A 22,463-nucleotide genomic window follows, 5' to 3' on the forward strand; every position below is an offset into this window, starting at 1 on the left:
CCGGCCGGCCCACTGCGGCCGGCGAGCGCCCGAACCTCATCCGTGAACGCGGCGAGATCGGCAGACGGCACGACGGACCTCGATGCCGGGCCTCTCCGGGTCACAGCCGGCGCAGCACCTGCATGGCGTCCTTCTCGATGCGCGAGAGATCGTGCAGGATGACGCCGGCCTGCTCCAGGCATCCGGCGTCGCCGCTCTCCCCGGCCTTCGCGATCAGTGCGGACACCTCCGTCCACAGGACGGAGGCCTCGGCGTACAGCCGGTGACCGGTGCGGAGGCCGTCGTCGTCGATCAGCCGGGTGCACTCGGCGAGGAAGTCGCGGTAGAGGGTGCGGAACAGGGCGCCTCCGGTGCCTCCCCGCTCCATGAGGAGGGCGGCCTGCGGCAGGTCCCGCTGCGGGTCGCCGGCCCGCAGCAGCCATCCGGGCACCTGTTTGCCGGCCTTCTCGATGCCGCGGTGGCCCAGGTTCGCGATGGGAGCGGCGAGGAAGGCGTCGGCGCAGGCTCTGACGGCGGGGATGATCTGCTCCTGCCAGGAGAGCGGGTGAGCCGGCAGGCCGATGGTGAAGGACCGGTTCCTGGCGGTCATCGGGCCCCGCTCGGCCCGCGCCGCGGCGAGGCTCGCCCGGCTGGTGCGCACCGCTCCGCCCTGCTGGCCGGTGTCGACGAGGTGGACGTCGTGCTCGTCGTAGCCGTACATGGCGACGACGTGACCGCCGAAGTGCACCTTGGAGCGGAAGTAGTCCAGGTGGTGGCAGTCGAGCTGGAGGCCGACCGGCCGGCCGGCGTCGACGGGGGCGGCCGCGTTCTCCCACGCCTTGCGCGGTGAGGCGGTCTCCCGGACCGTCAGCGTCAGTCCCAGCCTGGCGGCCAGGTTCCTGGTGAGCTCGAAGGGCTTGACGCGGCCTCCGAGAAAGGGGAACGCCATGCCCCTGCCGTCCCAGTAGACGAAGGACAGGCCCGAGCCCAGCCCGAACAGCATGGGCTCGGACAGGTCGAGTCCCTCGTGCCGCAGCAGCACTCCCAGTGCCGTCGTCTCGCAGTGGTGCATGCCGCGGGCCTCGACGCCCTTCACGATGGTCATGTGTCCCTCTCATTCCTGCGCGGAGAACGGTCCGCCGTCCTCGACGCGTGATCGACCGCTGGGAGCAGCATGAGGCCTCCCACGGAGGGAGAGTCCAGGCGCGCGACGGGGCGGCGGCTCCGGGAGCCGGCCCGAACGGGGAGGGCCGTCGGCGACGGCGCCGGCGGGTCCGGCATTCGCCTGCGCCCGGCCACCGGCATGTCATATGCTCGTCGAGCGCGAGGGAACCCCTGTCGGTCCGGGTGGTGTCGGGTCGCCGTTCCGCCAGGAGTCCCGTCGTCTTCGTACAGCATCGCGCCGGGCGGGCCCGCCCGGCGCGATGGATCAGTCGACGGATCAGCCGACCGGTCCCAGCAGGACGGGGAGCTCCCGGTAGTCGTTGCCGATGAAGGACGGCTGCGGAGACAGTGACGTGCGCTCACCCGCCAGGCGCAGGCAGGGGAAGCGCTCGAACAGGGCGGGCAGGGCGACGCGGGCTTCCAGCCGGGCCAGCGGAGCGCCCAGGCAGTAGTGGATGCCGTAGCCGAACGCCAGGTGCTGGCGGTCGGTCCGGTCGATGTCGAACCGGTCCGGTTCGGGGTTGGCCTCCGGGTCGCGGCCGTGCGCGCCGAACGCGATCAGGACCAGATCGCCCGCGCGCAGGGTGACGCCTTCGCCGAGGTCGATGTCGGCGGTGGCGTACCTCAGGGGCAGGTGCATGATCGGCGGATGCTTGCGGAGCGTCTCCTCGACGACGTCGTCCCAGCGGTCCGGGTCGCCGAGCGCGACGGCCAGCTGGCCGGGATGGGAGAGCAGCTCGACGACCGCGTGGTCGATCAGCGCGACCGCGGTCTCCGACCCCGCTCCGATCATCAGGATCAGGGTGCTGACCAGTTCGGCCTCGCTGAGCCGGTCGCCGTCCTCCTGCTGCGCCGCGAGCAGGAGGCTGGTCATGTCGTCGCCGGGAGCGGCGCGCTTGGCCGTGATGAGGGCGTGCATGGCGGCGAACAGATCGTCGCGGGTACGGCCGGCCTGCTCGGGGGAGGCGCTGGTGTCCAGGATGGCGTCGATGACCCGGAGCATGCCGGGGCGCTGGTCGTCCGGGACGCCGAACAGGTCGCAGATCACCCGGGTGGGCACCGGGTAGGAGAAGGCGGTGCGCAGGTCGACCGGCCGGTCCGGCGCGTCGGTCCGCAGCTTCTCCAGGGCGTCGAGCAGACCGGTGACGATCGTTTCGACGGCGGGGCGCATGGCGTCGATCCGGCGGGCCGTGAACGCCCGGGCGACCAGGTCCTTGAGCCGCTTGTGGTCGGCGCCGTCCGAGGTGAACATGCTGACCACGTCGACCCAGGCGGTCAGCCAGGGGTGGGCCCCGGGCCGGTAGCCGGGCCAGCTCGCCCGCGCGTCCTTGGAGACGTGCGGGTGGACCAGGAGCCGCTTGGCGACGTCGCCCCTGCTGACGGACCAGGCGACGAGGCCGCCGGGCATCTCGACGCGTACGGCGGGCCCGCCGGCGCGCAGGTGTTCGGCCTGCTCGTACAGGAGCCGGCCGGTCGTGTCGAGCACGGCCGGGGTGCCGGCGGGGGTACCGGTGCTGGTGGTCATGTGGAACCTCCGGGGGGTGAGGCGGTGAGGGCGTCGGCCGGTTGCGGACGGAAACGAACGCCCAGGGCGGCGGGGCACTGGTGGAAGGGACCGTGCCGGTTGGGGACGCCGGCGTCGGTGAGCTCCAGGTCCCAGAGCCGGTCGAGGAGCGTCTCGATGGCGGTCTGGGCGATGACGGCGGCATGGCTGTCGGCCGGGCAGCGGTGCGGACCGGCCGACCAGGCCAGGTGGGAGCGGTTGTCGTGGCCGAGACCCGGCGGCAGCTGCGGGTCGGTGCCGGTGGCGGCGTGACTGATGAGGATGGGCACGCCGGGCGGGATGGGGACGCCGTGCAGCATCGTGGCGCGCCGGGCGAAGTGCACGGCGAAGTTGGCCATCGGCGAGCGGGTCCACAGCACCTGCTCCATGGCGCGGCGTACGGTGACCGCGCCGCCGGTCAGGTCGCCGGCGTAGGCGTCGTCCTCCAACAGCAGCCGCAGGCCGGAGGCGATCCAGGCGGCCGTGGGGATGACGCCGGCGCCGACGAAGCAGAACAGCTGCTGGAGGATCTCCTCGGGGGCGAGCCCGGCGGGGTGGGCGAGCATCCAGGAGGTGAAGTCCCGCCCCGGCGTGGTCTTCTTCATCTCGATGAGCTCGGCCAGGCACCGGGCGAAGTCGGCCGCGGCCTGCATCGCCTCCGGGCCGGCGCTGATCAGGCCCTGGGAGCCGGCGACCATGCGGCCGACCATCGGGGCGGGACAGCCGAGGATGTCGGTGAAGACCAGCAGCGGTATCGTGTCGGCGAACTCGGTCATCAGGTCGGCCCGGCCGGCCGGGGCGAAGCGGGAGATGAGCCCGAGCGAGTGGCGCTGGGTGCTCTCCCTGAGTTCGTGCAGGTCGATGCGGGCCGCGCAGTCCTCGATCGCTCCCCGGAGCCGTTCGTGCTCCCGGCCGTCGGCGTAGAGCAGGTTCGGCCGGTAGGCCATGATCGCCAGGACCGGGCTGTCGGGCGGGACCTGCCCGCTGTGCAGCGCGGCCCAGGAGCGGCTGTCCTTGCTGTAGGTGGCGGTGTCGTTGAGCAGCGTGACCGCGGCGCGGTGGCTGGTGACGACCAGCGCGTACACGGCGGGGGCGATCTCGGCCCACGCGACGGGGCCGTGCGCGCGCAGGGCGGCGTAGGCGTCCTGCGGCCGGGCGGCGAAGTCCTCGCCGAACAGCTGGGGGATGGGGGCCGGGTGCTGGGTCATCGGGCGGGCTCCGGGCGGGGACGGCTGAGGATGTCGGTGACGAGGGAGATCAGCCCCTGCTTGGCCGAGTCGCGCGTGCGGGCGTCCAGCCACACCAGAGGCCTGTCGTCGGCCATGGTGAGCGCGTCGCGCAGGGCGGCGTCGTCGTAGCGGGGTGCGCCGTCGAAGTGGTTGACGGCGACGGTGTACGGCAGGCGGGCGGACTCCAGCAGGTCGATCGAGTCGAAGCTCTCGTCGATCCGCCGCGTGTCGACCAGGACCAGTCCGCCCAGGGCGCCTTCCATCAGCGAGTGGACCATGCGGTGGAAGCGCGGCTGGCCGGGGGCCCCGAAGAGGTAGAGCACGATGTCGTCGGCCAGGGTGACCCGGCCGAAGTCCATGGCGACGGTGGTGGTGACCTTGCCCCGCAGGCCGCCGAGGTCGTCGACGAGTTCCCCCGCGCGGGTCATCCGCTCCTCGGTGCGCATCGGCCGGATCTCCGAGACGGTCCCCACGAAGGTGGTCTTGCCGACCGCGAACGGGCCGAGGACGAGCACCTTCACCGAACGGGCCCGGTCCGGGACGTAGCGGCGGTCAGAGCTGCTGGAGTCCATGCAGAACCCTTCTCAGGAAGTCCTCGTCGTGCTGGTCGGCGGTGGCGGTGAAGGGCGCGCGGGCGACCAGGTGCCCGCTGTCCACCAGACCGGAGACGATCACCTTGGTGACCGCGCCGGGAAGCCGGAGGTGGTGCGCCACCTCCGAGACCGACAGCACCCCGGGCAGGCACAGCTCCATCACCCGGCGGGCCTGCGCCTGCAGGCCCGCCAGCGGCGGCTTGGCGTCGGCGATGAGCAGGGTGGCCTCGTCCAGGCTGGTCCGCGACGGGGTGGCGCGGCCGCCGGTGGCGGTGTAGGAGCGCACCACGCCGTTCCTCCGGTGCCCGCGCGGGCTCATGCGCCGCCGCTTCGCTCGCGGGCCGCCAGCACCGGGCGCAGCCCGGCGATCATCTTCAGGGTGGCGGTGATGGCGAGCGCGACCTCCTGGCTCATCGAGCCGCCGCGTACCGCCACGCCGAGGCCGGTGCGCTCGCCGGCGGCGAACAGCAGGACGGTGAAGTCCTTCAGGTCGCTGACCACGTGCCGCATGGGCAGCGGGGCTCCGCGGTCGGGCAGGCCGCAGAACGCGGTGAAGTCCCCCTGCAGCGACTTGACCCCGCACAGGGCGGCCGCCGCGCGGTCGGCGTCGTCCCTGGCCAGGCCGTCGGAGGCGGCCAGCACCAGCCCGTCGGTGCTGAACAGCAGGGCGTTGACGACGCCGGGCTCCTCGGTCAGCCTGTTCAGGACCCAGGCCATGTCGGTGGAGTCGGCGGTGTGCTGGTCGCTCATGTCCGGGAACGTCCTCCAGGGTCGGTGTCGCTGTCGCCGTAGCCTTCGCTGAGCGCACGGCGCATCTGCTCGAAGCCCTCGGCCAGTGCGGCGGGATCGCCGCTGTCGGTGAGGGCCTCCTGGCTCGGGAGCGAGGGCCGGGGCGTCGCCCCGGGGTCTCTGGGCTGCCGCTTGGGCAGCCCCAGCGCGGTCGTGAGCGGTGCGGCCGCCTCGGCGGGGCCGGTGGGTTCGGTGAGCTCGGCGGCCACCGGCCCGGTCTGCCCGGAGGCGGCCTCGGCGGCGGGAGGGTCCGGGGGCGCGCCGCCGGGCAGGGCGGGAGCGTCGGAGCCCCCGGCGGGCGGTACGGCGGGGGCCTCCCGGGAGGCGGGCCGGGTCCCGGCCTGCGCGGCGGACCGGCTCATGAGGCCGTCGGGCACCACGAGCACGGCCTTGACGCCGCCACCGGCCGAGGGGGCGCTCACGTCGACGCGGAACCCGTAGTCGCGGGTGAGCCGCCCGATGACGGCGAACCCGAGCTTGCGCTCGTCCTCCAGGGTGGTGACGTCGAAGACCGCGCGGTGCGAGAGCAGCCGCTCGGCGGCGGTCCGCTGGAAGTGGTTCATGCCCAGGCCGGTGTCCTCCACCACGATGCGGTAGCCGGCCTGCACCCGCTGCACGTAGACGCTCACCGGGTCGCTGGAGTAGTCGGTCGCGTTGGCCAGCAGCTCGGTCAGGGCGACGACGATCGGCTCGACCACCCGGCCCTCGACGAACAGCTCGCCGACCTCCGGCAGGTAGGTGTGGTCGACGCGGTCGTAGGGGCCGATGCGGCCGCGGGCGCTCTCCACGATCTCGCGGAAGGTGCAGTCGGCCCGCTGCGTCCCCGGCCACGAACCGGTCAGGATGCGCAGGCGCTGGACCGTGTGCAGGCTCCGGGTCGCGACGTGGTCGATGTCGATGAGGCTCTGGTGGTAGGCGCTCGCGGCCGGATGCCTGTCCAGCTCCTCGTCGATCTTGATCTGCAGCCGGGTCAGGAAGGCCTGCGCCTCGTCGGCCATGCCGCGGACACCGGCGCGGGCCGCCCGGCCGACGCCGGCCCGGGCGCTCTGCAGCGCCTCGCGCACCAGGTCCTCGACCGCCTGGTGGAGCTCCTCGAACGAGGTGCCCTTCAGCAGGGGGTGCAGGAGGCCGGGAACGACCACGTCCGAGCCGGACCGGGTCTCGGCGTCCAGCAGCGCCGGGAGCCGCTGCCCCACCAGGTGCCGGGTCTCCTCCAGCGCGGTCTGGTACCACTCGGCGTTGACGGTGATCTGCCGGCGCAGCTCCTCGGTGTCCTGCGCGAAGAGCAGCTGCGCCTTCTCCAGGTCCCGTGCCGCCTCGATCCTGGCCTTGACCACCTCGTCCTCGGCGGCGTGCCGCGCCCGGACGGCGGCGTTCCTGCCCCGGGTCCGCACGGCCAGGGCCCCGCAGGCGGCGGCCAGCCCGCCGCTCAGCAGCACCTCCGCCACGACGTGTTCGATCATGAGAGTCCTTGAGCTGGGGGGCAGGGCACGTGCCGGAGTCGGGGCCTGCCGGAGGGCGGGGCCGAATCCCCGGTCGCGGGGCGACGCGCGACTGCGGATGCCCCCGAACCGATTCGACCAGTGGCCTTGTCAATTCCGAACGCGACTCGATAATGGAATCGACGATAAACGCTAGCACGCTGTCATGTGATTCTCCACCGCTTGTCATATGTCTCGACCGGCCTTATGCGCTCTTGCTCGGAGTGCCATTCCGTGTGCGCCGACGGCGGCGCGTCATGTGCGGTTGCGGGGCGGGCGCCGGTTTTGCGCATGGTCCGACCGCGGCCGCTCAGTGTGTGATTGCGTCACCCCTGTGTGATTGTTTCACCACTGTGTGAATGAATGCCTGGTCAGGCGAGTGGAGAAGGGATTCACGGCCACCCGGGCGGATGCCGGCGAGGTGTTCCTCCGGCGCCATGCGAGAAATATTCACTTTTCCAGGGTGTGCCGGGGTCCGTTTTGGCCGTCGGATGCGCTGAATGGCGGTGGATGGGTTCGGACGCGTCCACCGCCGTGTTCAGCCCCGCTTCTCGCTGAATCGACGGCTGCTTTTCCCCGGGAAACCCCCGTGGTGCGGGCGACTTCCGGGACGGGAAACACCGGAGAGGGAACGGTGCTTCCGGGGATCCGCGGGACGACGGGCCCGAAGGAGACGACGCACCCGCCGGGTGGAGGTGCGGGGCCCCACCCGGCGGTTCCAAGTCCGCTGCCTCCGGATCCCAAGTCGTCCGCAATCGTCCCCAAGTCTCCCGCAATGCCGGGCTGGCAACGTGACAGAAGACGCAAGAAGGAACGAAAGATATACAAGGGGATCAGATGAACTCGTTCGATGACGGCCGCTCCGGCTCCGAGCCGATCGCCGTGGTCGGCATGGCCTGCCGGCTGCCCGGCGCCCGCTCGCCGCGAGAGCTGTGGGACCTGCTCCGCCGGGGGGAGAACGCGATCTCCGAGATCCCCGCCGACCGCTTCCCGGTCGAGGAGGTCTTCCACCCCGCGCCCGGAACGCCCGGCAAGCTGTCGTCCCGCTACGGCGGGTTCGTCACGGGCATCGACGAGTTCGACGCGGAGTTCTTCGGCATCTCGCCGCGCGAGGCCGCCGCCATGGACCCGCAGCACCGCCTGGCGATGGAGACGGCCTGGGAGGCGTTCGAGGACGCCGGTCTGACCCTGGAGCAGATGCCCGGCCTGACCGGGTCGGTGTTCATGGGAGTGATCACCAGCGACTACTGGGACCGGCAGTCCGGGGTCGTCGACGAACTGGACGTGCACACGGTCGCGGGCAGCACTCGCGGCGGCAACGCCGGCCGCATCTCCTACGCGCTGAACCTGACGGGCATGAGCGTGGCGCTCGACGCGGCCTGCTCCTCCTCCCTGGTCGCCGTCAAGCTGGCCGTGGAGTCGCTGCGCGCCGGCTCGTGCGACCTGGCCTTCGCCGGGGGAGTGAACGCCATCCTCACCCCCGACCACGCGATCGGGTTCTCCCAGGGGTCGATGATGGCCCCCGACGGGCAGTGCAAGACCTTCGACGCCCGCGCCGACGGCTACGTCCGCAGCGAGGGCGTGGGCATCGTCGTGCTGAAGACCCTCTCCCGGGCACTGGCCGACGGCGACCGCATCCACGCGCTGATCCGCGGCGGCGCCGCGAGCAACGACGGGCACGGCGAGAGCTTCATGGCGCCGCAGGCCGCCGGCCAGGCGGCGGGGCTGGAGGCGGCCTACCGCGACGCCGGGGTGGACCCGCTCAGCGTCGCCTACGTGGAGGCCCACGGGACCGGGACCAGCGCGGGCGACCCCGTCGAGATCGCCGCGCTGGACGCGGTCCTCGGCCGCGGCCGTCCGGCCGACCGGCCGCTCCTGGTGGGCTCGGTGAAGACCAACCTCGGCCACACCGAGGGCGCGGCCGGCGTCACCGGCCTGATCAAGGCCGTGCTCTGCGTCAAGTACGGCCGGCTGCCCGCGAGCCTCAACTTCTCCACCCCCAGCCCCGCGATCCCGTGGGACCGGACGGCCGTGCGGGTCTGCGACCGGGACCAGGCGTGGCCGGAGCAGGACGGCCCCCGGCGGGCGGGGGTGAGCAGCTTCGGCATCACCGGGACCAACGTGCACATCGTGGTGGAGGAGCCGCCCGCCCCGCGGCCGGAGGACGCGGACGGGGAGCCTGGAGAGACCTCCGGTCGCGGCGACCGGCCGGTGCTGCTGCCGGTCTCCGCGCGCACCCCGAAGGCGCTGGCCGAGCTCGCGGGACGCTACCGGGACCTGCTCGTCTCGGCGGAGGCGCCGCTGCACCGGGTGGCCGCCGCCGCGGGCGTACGGCGCAGCCACCACGACTTCCGGCTCGCGGTGGTCGCGGGCACCCGCGAGGAGGCCGCCGCGCGGCTGGACGCCTTCGCGCGGGGCGACCGGCCCGACGGGACCTGCAGCGGAGAGGCCGAGGAGTCCGAGCGGGGGCACCGGACCGCGTGGGTCTTCCCCGGCCAGGGGGCGCAGTGGGCCGGGATGGGCCGCGACCTGCTCGCCGCCGAACCGGTCTTCGCCGCGGCGGTCGCCGAGTGCGAGCGGGCCATGCGCCCCTACGCCGACTGGTCGCTGACCGGTGAGCTCACCGCGGGCCCGGAGGAGTCGCGGCTCGCGCGGATCGACGTCGCCCAGCCGGTGATCTTCGCGGTCCAGGTGGCGCTCGCCCGCCTCTGGCGCTCCTGGGGGTTCGAGCCCGACGCGGTGGTCGGGCACTCGATGGGCGAGGTCGCCGCAGCGCACGTCGCGGGGATCCTGAGCCTCGACGACGCGGCGCGGATCATCTGCGGCCGCAGCCGGATCATCCGCACGACCAGCGGGCGCGGGGCGATGGCCGCCGTCGAGCTGACGGCCGGACGCGCCGGGGAACTGGCGGCGGCCGGCGGCGGCCGGTTGGCGCTGGCGGTGCACAACGCCCCGGCCTCGTGCGTGCTCGCCGGGGACCCGGAGGCGATCGACGCCGTCCTGCGCGACCTGGAGGCCGAGGGCGTCTTCGGGCGGCGGGTGCAGGTGGACATCGCCTCGCACAGCCCGCAGATGGACCCGCTGCGCGGGCCGCTGCTGGAACTCCTGGCGCCGCTGCGCCCGCAGGACGGCACCGTGCCGATGTGGTCCACGGTCACCGGGCGCTTCCAGCGGGGCGCGGAGATGGGCGCGCAGTACTGGGCCGACAACCTGCGCCTGCCCGTGCTGTTCGCCGGCGCCGTGCAGGGCCTGGCCGAGGCCGGGTTCGACACCTTCGTCGAGTTCAGCCCCAACCCCCTGCTGGCCCGCGCGGTCCAGCAGAACCTGCGCCACACCGGCGCCGCCGGGACGGCCGTCACCGCCCTGACCCGCGAGACGCCCGGCCCGGCCGCCGTGCGCGAGGCGGTGGCGGAGCTGTACGCCGCCGGCCGCGCGGTGGACTTCGGCCGGATGCAGCCGTACGGCTCGCACCGCGGCGCGCAGGCCGGGCGGGCCCGGGTCGAACTGCCCGCCTACCCCTGGCAGCACGAGCGGTACTGGAGGACGCCGGGCCGGACGGAGAAGGGCCGGACGGCCCCCGCGTACGGCGCCGGCCACCCGATCGCCGGTGAGGCGCTGCGCCTGGCCCCCGGCGACCGGCTCGTGTGGGATTTCGACCTCGACCTCGACCGCCTGCCGTACCTCCTCGACCACCGGGTGCACGAGATGCCGGTCCTGCCCGGCGCGGCCTACCACGAGCTGGCGCTGGCCTGCGGCCTGGAGGCGTATGCGGGCGGGCCCTTCCAGGTGGAGGAGCTGACGATGGAGCGTGCCCTGTTCCTGACCCCCGGAACGCCCCAGCGCGTCCAGGCCGCCCTGGACGGGGCGGACGGGGACGGGAACCGCCGCTGGACGCTCTACACCGCCGAGCCGGCCCCCGCCGGAGCGCCGGACGAATGGGCGCGGGCCGCCACCGCGTTGCTCCGCCCCCTCGCGGCGGACGAGGGCGGGCCGGAGGGCATCGACGTCTCCGACCTGTCCGCCTACCCCGGGCGGCCCGACGTGGCCGGGCACTACGCCGCCTCGCGGCGCCGCGGCATCGAGCAGTCCGGGGCCTTCCAGGGCGTCGCGGCGCTCCACCGGGGCGACGGGGCCGTGCTCGCGGAGCTGACCGTGCACGAGGGCGTCGCCGCGGGATCGGAGCGCTATCTGCTGCACCCGGCGCTGCTGGACTCGGCGCTCCAGCCGCTGATGACGCTGCTCGACACCGCCGGCGCAGAGCAGGACACCTACCTGCCGGTGCGCACCGGGGTGTGCCGGTTCCACGCCCGGCCGGAGGCGGGCCGCCGCCTGTTCTCCCGTGCGGTGCGCACCTCACCGGAGGGGGAGCGGGACCTGGTCGAGGGCGACGTCCTGGTCACCGACGACGCGGGCCGCCCGCTCGTCTCCGTGACCGGGTTCCAGCTCAGGAGGCTGGCGTCCGACCTGCCGGAGGTCGTCGAGCGGAAGGCGCGCAGGTTGCTGTACGGCACGCACTGGCAGGAGCTGGAGGCACTGGCGGCCCCCGCGCCGGAGGCGGGCGGCGGGCCGGGAGACTGGCTGGTCGTAGGCGGCTCCCCGGCGGGAGAGCGGCTGTGCGCCCTGCTCGCCGAGCACGGCGGGCGGGCGGGCGGTGCTGGTCCGGCCGGGCGACGGCTACCGGTGGATCGACGCCGGAAACCGCGTGCTGGACCCCGGCTCGGAGGACGACTGGAGGAGGCTGGTCAAGGAGCAGACCGAGGCCGGGGCCTGGCCGCCCCGGGCCGTCGTCCACCTGTCCGCCCCCGGGACCGCCGGGACCACCGGAACGGCGGCCGTCCAGGCGGCCGTCCAGGCGGCCGGCGCGGTGGCCGGGGCCGAGGCCGTGGACGGCTGCTTCGGCGTGCTGAACCTGGTCAAGACGCTCGCCGCCGACGGCGCGCAGCCCGCGCCCCGGCTCTGGCTGGTCACCTCCGCCGCGCAGGCGCTGGAGGGGACCGAGGACGTCGACCCCGGCCAGACGGCCGTCTGGGGGCTCGGCCGGGTGGTCCCCTACGAGCACCCGGAGCTGCGCTGCTCCCTGGTCGACCTGCCCGCCGCCCCGGGCGAGGCCGTGCTCCGCGCCCTGCGCGACGAGATCCTGACCGGTGGGCAGGAGACCGAGCTCGTGCTGCGGACCGGGAGCCGCCGGGCCGCCCGCCTCCGGCACCGGCCGCTCCCGGCCGCGCAGCCGGTCCCGGTGAGCTCCGGCGCGACCTACCTGATCGCCGGCGGGTTCGGCGGGGTGGGGCTGCTCACCGCCGAGTGGCTCGCCGCGCACGGTGCCCGCCACCTCGTCCTGGTGGGCCGGAGCGGCGCCCCCGCCGAGGCACGGGACCGGATCGCCGCGCTGACCACCGCCGGGGTGGAGGTGTTCGAGGCCGCGGCCGACATCACCCGCCGCGAGGACCTGGCCGGGCTCCTGGACGGGATCGCCCGGCGGATGCCGCCCCTGCGCGGCGTGGTCGACTCCGCGGTCGTCCTCGACGACGGGACGCTGGCCCAGCTCGACCGCGCCAGGTTCTTCGCGCCGATGCCGCCCAAGGTCGCCGGGGCGTGGTACCTGCACGAGCTCACCCGCGACCTGCCGCTGGACTTCTTCCTGCTCTACTCCTCGGCGGCCTCGCTGATCGGCTCGCCGGGCCAGGGCAACTACTCCACGGCCAACGCCTACCTCGACGGCCTCGCGCAGCACCGGCGGGCGCGGGGGCTGCCGGCCCTCAGCGTCAACTGGGGTCAGTGGGCCGCCACCGGGCAGGTCGCCAAGGCGGACAAGGACCTGCGCCTGGCCGAGCGCGGCTTCGGCGGGTTCGCGCCCGAGGACGCGCTGGCGATCCTCGGGCGCCTGCTCGCCGACCCGCCGGTCCAGGCGGGCGTCATGTCCTTCGACCCCGCCCGGTGGACGCACTACTTCCCGGCCCTGCGCTCGGCCTCCCTGCTGCGGGAGCTCGTGCAGGAGGGCCCGGCGGACGGGACGGCGGCGCCCGCCCTCACCCGGGAGGCGCTCGCCGGGTGCGCGCCGGAGGAGGCCGGCCGGCTCGTGGTCGACTACCTGTGCGCGCAGGTCGCCGCGGTCGTCCAGCTCCCCAGGGGGAAGGTCGACGGGGCCCAGCGCCTGCACCGGCTGGGCTTCGACTCCCTGATGGCGGTCCAGCTGCGCAACCGCGTCGCGCTCGACCTGGAGGTGAGCCTGCCGGTCGCGGTCCTGCTGCAGCGCCGGTCGATCGCCGACCTCGGCGCGCTGCTCCTCGCCCGGATCGGGGACCCGGACGCCTCCGGCGAGGGCCGGGGCTGAACCTCCCGCGCCCCCGACGGCCGGGCCCGGCCCGCCGGGCGCCGCGAAGGTGTCCGCCGGGCCGGGGAGCACGGCGACCCCCGGGTGCGCTCCGCCGGGTCAGGCCACGTACTGCGGGTAGCCGTAGCCGACGACCTCGGCCTTGGGGCGAACGCGCCGCTCGACCTTGCCGTTGCCGGTGTTGCCCTCGATCGTGGTGATCGTGCCGTCGCCGTTGTCCTCCTCGACCAGGCCGACGTGGTCGATGCCGTACAGGCTGTCGCCCCGCTTCCAGTCGAAGAAGACGACCGCGCCCGGGGTGGCCTTCCCGCCCCAGCGGTCGTTGGCCTCGAACCACTGGGCGTAGGTGACGGTGTAGGCGTCCCAGCCGACGGTGGGCCGGATCCCGGCCTGCTCGCCGACCCAGGAGACGAACATCGCGCACCAGGGGGCGTTGGCGTAGGCCCTGACGTTCCCGCCGTCGCGCTCGACGGTCTCCCGTGCGCGCTGGGACTCCATGTACCACCTGTGGAACTTGGTGCCGCCGCCCCGGTCGTTCTCCTCCACGCCGATCTGGCCCTCGGCGATCCTCAGCAGGTCCTGCGCGGTCACGCCGGGCGCCTTCGCGGCGGTGGCGGAGGGGGCCGGGCCGGTCGCCAGGGCGCCCGCGGCCAGGGCCACCCCGCCGGCGAGGCTCGTACCCAGGACGGCGGCCACGACACGGGTACGGGTGGTGAACCGGGCGAGGGAGATCATGGAGGAGGGAGTCCGTTCGTCGCGGGCGGGACGGTCCCGGCCCGGCTGCGAGGCTCGGCCGCCGGGCCGGCGCGGCCGGGAACCGGCCGCCTTCCTCCATTGGGCCCGCGCGACGTAGCGGGAGCGGAGCGGAAAAGGTGTCGTACGGTTGCCCGCGACGGAAAGGCTCACCCGCTCTTTCCGGCCTCCCGGCCTTCCCGGCCTCCCGGCCTTCCCGGCCTCCCGGTCTTCCCGGTCTTCCCGGCCTCCCGGGGGCCGGGCGGACCGGGCGCCCCCTCCCGCGTCCCCTCCTGAGCGGGCGGCCCCCCTCCGCGGTGGCCGTCAGCCGACGCGGAGCACCAGCTTGCCCCGGGTCCGGCCCTCGGCGAGGCGCTTGTGCGCCTCGCCCGCCCGCTCCAGCGGGAAGACCTCCTCCACCTCGACCCGGACCCGGCCGTCGTCGATCAGCTCCGCGATGCGGGCCAGCGCGGCGCCGTCGGGCTCGACGAGGAACGCGCTCGCCCGCAGGCCGCGCTCCTCCGCCCGCCGGGCCAGCTCGGGGGAGACGCCGGAGGGCACCGCGAGGAGCAGGCCGCCGGGGACCAGGACGTCCAGGGAACGCGTGCTGGTGGCGTCGTGTCCGTCACCGACCAGGTCGACGACCACGTCGACGTCCTTGACGGTCTCCTCGAACCGGGCGGAGGTGTAGTCGACGAGCTCGTCGGCGCCGAGCCCGCGCAGCCACTCGTGCTTGCCGGAGCGGGCGGTGCCGATCACGTGCGCGCCGAGGTGCTTGGCGAACTGGACCGCGAAGTGCCCGACGCCGCCCGCCGCCGCGTGCACGAGCACGCGCCGGCCCGGCCGGATCCCGGCGGCGTCCACCAGGGCCTGCCACGCGGTCAGCGCGGCCAGCGGCACGGCGGCGGCCTCGTCGTGGCTCACCGAGCGGGGCTTGCGGGCGAACTGCCGGGAGGGGGCGGTCACGTACTCGGCGAAGGCGCCGGCCTGGCGGGGGAACCACGGCATGCCGTACACCTCGTCCCCCGGCCGCAGGTTGTGCACCCCGAACCCGACCTCCTCCACGACCCCGGAGACGTCCCAGCCGAGGACGAAGGGGGGTTCGCCCAGCACCCCGGCCATGCCCCCGCCCTCGCGGGTCTTGACGTCGACCGGGTTGAGCCCCGCGGACACCACGCGCACCAGGACCTCGGTGGGCAGCGGTTCGGGCCGCGGCAGGTCCACGGTGCGCAGGACCTCGGGACCGCCGAAGGCGTCCTGGCTGACAGCGCGCATGAGCGCCATGTTCTTCTCCTCGCGGAAGGGGATTGCGACGCCGGCGACGCTATCCTGAAGACCCTAGTAACCATCAAGGGCTTCTACTTCCCTTTGGGAAGCATACAGCGAGAGGGAGGGCCGGCCATGTCCATGGCGTGCGCCACGGGCCGTCACGACAAGCACGACGTCTACGCCGCCCAGTGTCCCTGCCGCGGCGTGCTCGATCTGCTGGCGAGCAAGTGGACGGCGCTGGTGATCGGCGCGCTGGAGGAGGGGCCGCAGCGCTTCGGCGAGCTGCAGCGACGGCTGGAGGGCGTCAGCCCCAAGGTCCTCACCCAGACCCTGCGCCGGCTGGAGGAGTCCGGGTTCGTGGACCGCACGGTCTACCCGGCCGTCCCGCTGCACGTGGAGTACGAACTGACCGACCTGGGCTTCGGCGTCGCCGAACCGCTGGCCGCGCTGCGCGGCTGGGTCGAGCGCAACCTGGACGACATCCACCGGGTCTGACCCGCCCGCGCGAGCAGGGCGCGAGGGCCGCCGTCGGGTAAGTCCGCCTTACCGCGTGTCCACGGCAGTCGCACCGCGGAGCAAGCCGGTGCGTGAAGCGGAGGACGCATGCTGGGCGCCATGACCATTCGTCGATTCGGTACGTTCGCCTCACGGTCGGGAGCCGCGATCCTGGCCGCCGCGCTGCTCGCGGCGGGCCCCGCGGCCGCCGCGGCGGACGGCGGCCTCGACCGGCAGCGGCTGCGCCGGACGCTGGACGCCGTGCACGAGGCCGGCATGTACGGCATCCAGTCGAGCGTCGTGGACGGCCGCCGGAACTGGAAGGGCGCCGCGGGCGTCGCCGACGTCGAGACCCGCCGCCCGATGCGTCCAGACATGGCGCACCGGGCCGGGAGCATCACCAAGTCGTTCGTCGCGGTGGCCGTGTTGCAGCAGGTCGGCAAGGGCACGATCGAGCTCGATGCCCCCGTCGGCCGCTATCTGCCGGATCTGATCCCGGGTGAGCGCGGGCAGCGGATCACCGTGCGCATGCTGCTCGACCACACCAGCCACATCGCCAACCACACCGGGGTGCTCTTCCCGACGGTCGAGAGCCTGGACGCCAACCGCTTCCGCGCCTTCCCGCCGGAGGAGCTGGCGCGGGCGGGGCTCGGCGCCCCCGCGACCGGGCAGCCGGGGGCGACACCCGGGGCGTACTCGAACACGAACTTCGTCATCGCCGGCCTGCTGCTGGAGAAGGTGACGGGCATGAGCGCCGAGCGGTACATCACCGACCACGTCTTCCGGAGGGCCGGGCTGCGGCACACGTTCTTCCCGCGTACGCCGTACCTGCCCGGGCCGAGCTCCAAGGCGTACGAGGCGCTCTTCGGGTTCTTCGACCCGCCCAGGGACTACAGCGTCTACGACATGTCCTGGGGCTGGACCTCGGCCGCGGTCGTCTCGACGATGGAGGACCTCAACCGCTTCTTCCGGCTGCTGCTGCGCGGCGAACTGCTCGACGCGGCTCTGCTCGCCGAGATGCAGAAGACGGTGCCCATCCGGTCGCTCTCGGGCGCCGTGATCGACTACGGTCTCGGGATCTACCCCCTCGACCTGCCGTGCGGCAGGTTCTGGGGGCACGACGGGAGCGTCCCCGGCATGCAGACCTTCGCGTTCTCCGATGCCGGCGGCGGCCGCCGGTTCGCCTTCGGCATCAACCTGAGGAACTACCAGCGGCTCGATGAGAACGGCAGCCCGGTCGCGCACGCCATCGACTTCGCGATCGGGGACCACCTGCTGGAGGCGGCGTGCGGGCCCGGCGCGGGGGCGGCGACCAAGGCGGCGCGGCCGCTTCCGCCGATCGGTGTGGACGGGGGCACGGCCACACCGTGACGGCCCGGCACTCCCGCGGGCGTCCCGCGGCACCGGTGGGGCGGCGGAGCCCGCCCACCGGCCTCGGGCGGGTGGGATCCTGAACGGATGGAAGAAGCGAGAAGCCGCTGGACGGAGATCGCGGGCGAGGACGCGGGGGAGCGGTACGCGGCGCGGTTCGCCGAGCTCGCCGCCTCCGGGGCGGACGTGCACGGGGAGGCGCGGTTGTGCGCGGCGCTCGCGCCGCCGGGGTCGCGGGTGCTGGACGCCGGGTGCGGCACCGGGCGGGTGGCGATCCGGCTGGCGGAGCTGGGCTACGCGTGCGCGGGCGTCGATCTGGACGAGTCCATGCTCGCGGTGGCGCGGAGCCGGGCGCCCGGGCTGACCTGGGTGAGGGGAGACCTGAGCGCGCTCGACCCGGACGCGTTCGGTCCGGACGTCTCCGGTCCGTGCGCTCCCGGTCCGGACGTCTCCGGTCCGGATGCTCCCGGCCGGGACACCGCCGGTTCGCACGCGTCCGCGCCGGGCGCGGGTGCCCCGGACGCCGCAGGTCCGGGAAGGCCCTTCGACCTCGTGGTCGCCGCCGGGAACGTGATCCCGCTGCTGGCGCCGGGAACCGAGGCGCGGGCCGTACGGCGGCTCGCCGCCCTGCTGCGGCCGGGCGGCCTGCTGGCGGCCGGGTTCGGGCTGGACGCCGCGCACCTCCCGCTGGCCTCGGCCACCGTGGGGCTGGCGGAGTACGACGCCTGGTGCGAGGCGGCGGGGCTGGTCCTGGAGCGGCGTATGGCGACGTGGGACGGCGACCCCTACGACGGCGGGGGCTACGCGGTGAGCGTGCACCGCCGGATTCCGGATGGGGCGAGTCCGGAATAGTAGTAATTTCAACCCATGCGACTGGGTGTTCTCGATGTCGGTTCCAATACGGTCCACCTGCTGGTGATGGACGCCCATCGGGGGGCCCGTCCGCTGCCGGCCTACTCCCACAAGGTGGAGCTGAGGCTCTCCGAGCACGTCGAGCGCACCGAGGGAGGCGACCGGCTCTCCGAGACCGGCGCGGCGCGGCTGCACGGGTTCGTCGAGGAGGCCCTGCGGATCGCCGAGGACAAGGGCGTCGAGGACCTCATGGCCTTCGCCACGTCGGCGGTCAGGGAGGCCGTCAACGGAGACGACGTGCTGGAGCGGATCAAGGCCGCCACGCAGGTGGACATCCAGGTGCTCTCGGGGCAGGACGAGGCCCGGCTGACGTTCCTGGCCGTGCGGCGGTGGTTCGGCTGGTCCTCGGGACGGCTGCTGGTGCTGGACATCGGCGGAGGGTCGCTGGAGATCGCCTCGGGGCTCGACGAGCAGCCGGACGTGGCGGTCTCGCTGCCGCTGGGCGCGGGCCGGCTGACCCGCGACTGGTTCACCGCCGACCCGCCGCCCGCCGAGGAGGTGCGGGCGCTGCGCCGGTACGTCCGGGCGGAGATCGCCCGTTCGGTGGGCGACGTCGCCCGGTACGGCCAGGCCGACCACGCCGTGGCGACGTCCAAGACGTTCAAGCAGCTGGCGCGCATCGCCGGGGCCGCGCCCTCGGCCGACGGGGAGAACGGCCGCAGGTCGCTCCGGCACGCGGACCTGACCGGGTGGACCGGCCGGCTCGCCGCGATGGACGCCCGGGAGCGGACAGGGCTTCCCGGGGTGTCGGCCGGGCGGGTGCGGCAGCTGCCGGCGGGGGCGATCGTCGCGGACGCCGCGATGGACCTGTTCGGCGTGGCGGAGCTGGAGGTGTGCCCCTGGGCGCTGCGCGAGGGGGTCATCCTGCGGCGCCTGGACGCGCTGCCCGGCTGAGACGCCACCGGGACCGCTCCGCCGCAGCGGACCGCGCTGCCGCAGGGATCGTCCCGCCCGGAGCCGCCCTCGCCACAGGGCCCGTCCTGCGCGGTTCCGTTCCCCGTCTTCCCCGGCGCCGGGCGCGGCTGCCCCGGGGGAAGCCCTTCCACACCTGGTCGCGGGAAGGTTTGCGTCCTCTTTGTGAGGTAAGAGCGCATGGTTATGAACAGCGCACAGGTGGAAGGCGCCGCGCGCAGAGCGGCGAACAGTCAGACGCTGGACAGGCTGGCCCGTCTCGGCATGGCCTGTCGCGGCGTCCTCTACGGATTGATCGGGTTCCTGGCGCTGCAGATCGCCTTCGGCGGCGGCAGCGGTGGCAAGGAGGCCGACAAGACCGGGGCGATCGAGATGGTCCGGGAGCAGCCCTTCGGGAACGTGCTGCTCTGGCTCATGGTGGTCGGCTTCGCCGCACTGACGCTCTGGCAGCTCTCGGAGGCGGTGATCGGCCGGGGGCGGACCAAGGACCGGGCCGAGTCGGCCGGGCGCACGGCGGTCTACGCGCTCGTCGTGGCCACGCTGCTGAGCCTGCTGCTGCGCGGCGACTCGGGCGGCTCCACCGACAAGCACTCCAAGGACCTCACCGCGCAGGTGATGGAGTGGCCCGGCGGGCAGTTCCTCGTCGGCCTGGCCGGGCTGGGCCTGATCGCGCTGGGCGCCTACTGGATCCACAAGGGCTGGAAGAAGAAGTTCCTGCAGGACCTGCGGACCGGTGAGATGCCGGCCAGGGCCAGGGACCTGGCCGAGAAGCTCGGCACGGCCGGTTACCTCGCCCGGGGCGTGATCGCCGCGGTGGCCGGCGTCTTCGTCGTCCAGGCGGCGGTGACCTACGACCCCGACAAGGCGAAGGGGATCGACTCGACGCTCCGCTCGCTGGCCGAGACCCCGGTGGGCCCGTGGCTGCTGGGACTCGTCGCGGTCGGGCTGCTCCTGTTCGCGGTCTACTGCTTCTTCGAGGCGCGCTGGCACCGGGTGTGACGGGAGGAAGCGCCTGTGGCGGCGGAGGCGGGCACGCAGGAGAAGGCCCGCGGAGCAAGTCCGAGCTGACTGTCCGGTAAGCCATCCCATTCCTACTTTTCCGGGACATCGCACCTTCCGAGCCCCGCGTCTTCCCAGAGTCGCGGACAGCATCGGGAGGGCTGTATGGACCTGTCGGAGTACGACGGAGAGCTCGGCGGTGAGCTCGGCGGAGAGCCGGGCGGAGGGGTCTGCGGCGAGTGGGTCCTCCGCCTGGCGGGCTCCCCCGAACAGGTGATGCGGGCCCGGCGCCTGGTCTCCGCGACGCTGGGCAGGGGCCACCCCCTGCACGACGACTGCGTGCTGCTGACCAGCGAGATCGTCACGAACGCGGTGGTCCACTCCCGATCCGGCAGGGGCGGGGCGTTCGTCCTCGGGATCTCCTGCTCGGCCCGCGGAGTGCGGGTGAGCGTCCAGGACGAGGGCTCCTCCTCGGCGCCCTGCGTCTGCCACGCCTCGGCCGAGGCGACCGGGGGCCGGGGCCTCCCACTGCTGGAGGCGCTGGCCCACCGGTGGGGCCTGGTCCGCCGGGCGGGATCGAACAAGGTCTGGTTCGAGCTCGAACTGGAGCCGGCCGAGCTGCCCAGACCCCGCCTGGCCGGCGTCAGGTGAGCACCGGCCGTCCTGGAAGGTCCCGGCCCGGCGCGGCCCCCGTCCGGAGTCCCGGTCCGGTTGGCCTCCGGGCGGCCCTGGCCTGGTACGGCGCGGCCCCCGGACGGCCCTGGCCCGGGTACGGCCGGCGGCGGAGGTCGGCGGCCTCCCGGCCGCCCGAGACGGGATCCGCCCGGGACGAGCCGGAAGACGGCCGGCGGGGTCAGAGGTAGAGGCCGGTGGAGACGGCCGGGGCGGCCGCGGTCCGCTGTGCGAAGCCGTCCCGCAGCGCGAACAGCTCGGCGAGGGTGGCCCCCTCGGGGGAGACGTCCTCGGCGGTGCCGAGCCAGGCCGCCGCCTCGTCGTGCGGCAGCGCGCCCACCTCCAGCTGGGCCAGGCAGCGGCCCGGACGGACCACGGCCGGATGAAGGCGGGCCAGGTCCTCGTTGGTGGTGATGGCCACCAGCACGTCGCGGCCCTGGCCGAGGAGACCGTCGGTGAGGTTGAGCAGCCGGGACAGGCCCTGCCCCGTGGCCTCCTTGGCGCCGTTCCTGATCAGCTCGTCGCAGTCCTCCAGGACCAGGAGGCGCCACTTCTCGCCGTCCTGCGCGGAGTCCGAGCCGACCGCGACCTCCATCAGATAGCCGGGCGAGCCGAACAGCCGCTCCGGATCGAGCACGCAGTCCACCTGGCACCACGACCGCCACTCGTGGGCGAGCGTGCGCAGCAGGGTGGTCTTGCCGGTGCCGGGCGGGCCGTGCAGCAGGAGGAGGCGGCCGTGCACCTCGCCGGGGGTGAGGGACATCAGCCGGGAGATCGGCTCGTGCAGCGACCGCGCGTAGTTGCCGCTCACCTCCGCCCACGGCGAGGTGGTGATCGGCTTGCCGGAGCGGCGGCTGCCGTGCTCGCTCTGCCACCAGAAGCCCATCTTGACGTGGTCGTCCTCGGGGGCGGGCTCGGTGGCGTCCCTGACGGCCTCCTCGATCACCGAGCGGGCGAGCTCCTCGCTGACCGCGGTCACGCTGACCGTGGCCGAGCGGCTCTTGTAGCGGATCACCCGCAGCGTCCAGCCCTCACCGGTCACCAGCCGCGAGTCCCGGCCGTCCTCCTCTCCGGCGGCGCGGATGAGGGTCCCTCCGGCGGGCATGAGCGGCGCGTCGGAACGCACGCGCTCCAGGGTCGCGGTGCGGGCCCAGGGCTGCGTCCCCGTGGCGAACGGAGAGAGCGCGAGCGCGTCGATGACGTCCACCGCGGTGTCGCCGTCGTCGAGCCAGATGTTCATGGGCAGCTCCGCCTGCTGCTGCTCCGGGGCGAAACGGACCTCCTTCAACACGGACATGCCGGTAATGATCCCGCCTGTGACCGCGGAGGTCGATGGGTTTTCCGGTTTCCGCCCGTCCTGAGGGGCATCACACGAGGGCCCGCGCAGGGGCGTGCAGCGGTCCGCTCCGCCGTGTCCGCTGCTCCCGCGACGGGCCGTCCACTGCTCGTCGACCGCGTACGGCCGGGGACCGTCCGCGGCGCCGTGCGGATCAGAGCCGTCACGCCTGATCGGATCAGAGCCGTCACGCCCGGTCGGACCGGACCGGCGCGCTTCCGAGCCGGTCCCGGGAGGCCGGTCCTGCGGTGGGCAGGCGGACGGTGAAGACGGTGCCGCCGCCCTCGCCGGGGGCGGCGGCGATGGTGCCGCCGTGCGCCTCGACGACGGCCTTGGTGACGGCCAGGCCCAGGCCGGTGCCCGTGATCCCGGACTCGACGGCGGTGGAGGCGCGGAAGAACCGGTCGAACAGGCGGGGGTACTCCTCGGCCGGGACGCCGATGCCGGTGTCGGCCACCGTCACCGTGACCGTTCCGCTCCGGCAGATCCCCGCCTCCTGGGGCGAGGCCTCTCCGCCGCCGTGCTTCCGGCTCCGGCGGCCGTTGTGGCCGGGAGCGCCGTGGCGGGGGCCGTCGGGGACGGGGGCGGCGTCGCAGCCGGCGGTGACGGTGACGGTCCCGTGCTCGGGGGTGTACTTGACCGCGTTGGACAGCAGG

Annotated in this window: 18 protein-coding genes and 1 pseudogene; 8 read left to right on the forward strand and 11 right to left on the reverse strand. The window is 74.1% G+C overall.

What is annotated here, in order from left to right:
* Positions 1-100 precede the first annotated feature (100 nt).
* From IEZ07_RS03025 to IEZ07_RS03055, 7 genes are all read right to left on the reverse strand, one after another.
* Entirely contained in the window at positions 101-1,084 is a 984-nt protein-coding gene (locus tag IEZ07_RS03025; protein ID WP_191893329.1) for a BtrH N-terminal domain-containing protein, read from the reverse strand.
* A 336-nt stretch (positions 1,085-1,420) separates the two neighbouring features.
* Positions 1,421-2,668, reverse strand: coding sequence for a cytochrome P450 family protein (locus IEZ07_RS03030; protein ID WP_191893330.1), 1,248 nt, complete (start codon positions 2,666-2,668; stop codon positions 1,421-1,423).
* The gene (locus IEZ07_RS03035; protein WP_191893331.1) at positions 2,665-3,894 is read right to left on the reverse strand and encodes a cytochrome P450 family protein; all 1,230 of its coding nucleotides are present in this window, start codon (positions 3,892-3,894) and stop codon (positions 2,665-2,667) included. The genes IEZ07_RS03030 and IEZ07_RS03035 overlap by 4 nt, the downstream gene beginning before the upstream one ends.
* Positions 3,891-4,487, reverse strand: coding sequence for a GTP-binding protein (locus IEZ07_RS03040; protein WP_068894023.1), 597 nt, complete (start codon positions 4,485-4,487; stop codon positions 3,891-3,893). The genes IEZ07_RS03035 and IEZ07_RS03040 overlap by 4 nt, the downstream gene beginning before the upstream one ends.
* Positions 4,468-4,794, reverse strand: coding sequence for a DUF742 domain-containing protein (locus IEZ07_RS03045; RefSeq protein ID WP_204054714.1), 327 nt, complete (start codon positions 4,792-4,794; stop codon positions 4,468-4,470). Before IEZ07_RS03045 ends, IEZ07_RS03040 begins: the two co-directional genes overlap by 20 nt.
* A gap of 29 nt (positions 4,795-4,823) precedes the next feature.
* Positions 4,824-5,258: a roadblock/LC7 domain-containing protein gene (locus IEZ07_RS03050; protein ID WP_191893333.1), complete on the reverse strand. Its 435-nt coding sequence runs from the start codon at positions 5,256-5,258 to the stop codon at positions 4,824-4,826.
* Positions 5,255-6,760 (reverse strand): ATP-binding protein, encoded by a 1,506-nt coding sequence (locus IEZ07_RS03055; RefSeq protein ID WP_191893334.1) that lies wholly within the window; start codon positions 6,758-6,760, stop codon positions 5,255-5,257. Before IEZ07_RS03055 ends, IEZ07_RS03050 begins: the two co-directional genes overlap by 4 nt.
* Positions 6,761-7,669: 909 nt before the next feature.
* Between IEZ07_RS03055 and IEZ07_RS03060 the strand changes: the two are divergent.
* Both IEZ07_RS03060 and IEZ07_RS03065 read left to right on the forward strand, forming a co-directional pair.
* Positions 7,670-11,182 (forward strand): annotated as a pseudogene (locus tag IEZ07_RS03060) (type I polyketide synthase); the annotation flags it as partial.
* Positions 11,183-11,429: 247 nt separating this feature from the next.
* Positions 11,430-13,109 carry a beta-ketoacyl reductase gene (locus IEZ07_RS03065; RefSeq protein ID WP_191893335.1) on the forward strand — a complete coding sequence of 560 codons (1,680 nt, stop codon included), beginning with the start codon at positions 11,430-11,432 and terminating at the stop codon, positions 13,107-13,109.
* Between the two features lie 99 nt (positions 13,110-13,208).
* Here IEZ07_RS03065 and IEZ07_RS03070 read toward each other — a convergent pair whose 3' ends face one another.
* Entirely contained in the window at positions 13,209-13,844 is a 636-nt protein-coding gene (locus IEZ07_RS03070) for a CHAP domain-containing protein (RefSeq protein WP_191893336.1), read from the reverse strand.
* Positions 13,845-14,165: 321 nt separating this feature from the next.
* Complete coding sequence (locus IEZ07_RS03075) at positions 14,166-15,125, reverse strand: NADP-dependent oxidoreductase (RefSeq protein ID WP_307729005.1); 960 nt, start codon at positions 15,123-15,125, stop codon at positions 14,166-14,168.
* A 117-nt stretch (positions 15,126-15,242) separates the two neighbouring features.
* Here IEZ07_RS03075 and IEZ07_RS03080 point away from each other — a divergent pair, with 117 nt between their 5' ends.
* The 6 genes from IEZ07_RS03080 to IEZ07_RS03105 all read left to right on the forward strand — a co-directional run bounded on the left by IEZ07_RS03080 (position 15,243) and on the right by IEZ07_RS03105 (position 20,450).
* Positions 15,243-15,605, forward strand: a complete 363-nt coding sequence (locus IEZ07_RS03080; protein ID WP_191893337.1) for a winged helix-turn-helix transcriptional regulator — start codon at positions 15,243-15,245, stop codon at positions 15,603-15,605.
* 120 nt (positions 15,606-15,725) lie between these two features.
* Complete coding sequence (locus IEZ07_RS03085) at positions 15,726-16,976, forward strand: serine hydrolase domain-containing protein (protein WP_204054716.1); 1,251 nt, start codon at positions 15,726-15,728, stop codon at positions 16,974-16,976.
* An 87-nt stretch (positions 16,977-17,063) separates the two neighbouring features.
* Positions 17,064-17,828, forward strand: coding sequence for a class I SAM-dependent methyltransferase (locus IEZ07_RS03090; RefSeq protein WP_191893339.1), 765 nt, complete (start codon positions 17,064-17,066; stop codon positions 17,826-17,828).
* 15 nt (positions 17,829-17,843) lie between these two features.
* Positions 17,844-18,782 (forward strand): Ppx/GppA family phosphatase, encoded by a 939-nt coding sequence (locus tag IEZ07_RS03095; protein WP_191893340.1) that lies wholly within the window; start codon positions 17,844-17,846, stop codon positions 18,780-18,782.
* Positions 18,783-18,986: 204 nt separating this feature from the next.
* Positions 18,987-19,799: a DUF1206 domain-containing protein gene (locus IEZ07_RS03100; RefSeq protein WP_191893341.1), complete on the forward strand. Its 813-nt coding sequence runs from the start codon at positions 18,987-18,989 to the stop codon at positions 19,797-19,799.
* A gap of 165 nt (positions 19,800-19,964) precedes the next feature.
* Positions 19,965-20,450: an ATP-binding protein gene (locus tag IEZ07_RS03105; protein ID WP_191893342.1), complete on the forward strand. Its 486-nt coding sequence runs from the start codon at positions 19,965-19,967 to the stop codon at positions 20,448-20,450.
* Positions 20,451-20,652: 202 nt separating this feature from the next.
* On the opposite strand, the gene IEZ07_RS03110 is transcribed toward IEZ07_RS03105, so the two are convergent.
* Both IEZ07_RS03110 and IEZ07_RS03115 read right to left on the reverse strand, forming a co-directional pair.
* Positions 20,653-21,768 (reverse strand): DUF5925 domain-containing protein, encoded by a 1,116-nt coding sequence (locus IEZ07_RS03110; protein WP_239321039.1) that lies wholly within the window; start codon positions 21,766-21,768, stop codon positions 20,653-20,655.
* 226 nt (positions 21,769-21,994) lie between these two features.
* Positions 21,995-22,463: sensor histidine kinase (locus tag IEZ07_RS03115; protein ID WP_191893343.1), on the reverse strand; the 469-nt coding region annotated here is incomplete at its 5' end.

The sequence above is a fragment of the Planomonospora parontospora genome, from assembly GCA_014647935.1.
Lineage (GTDB): Bacteria > Actinomycetota > Actinomycetes > Streptosporangiales > Streptosporangiaceae > Planomonospora > Planomonospora parontospora.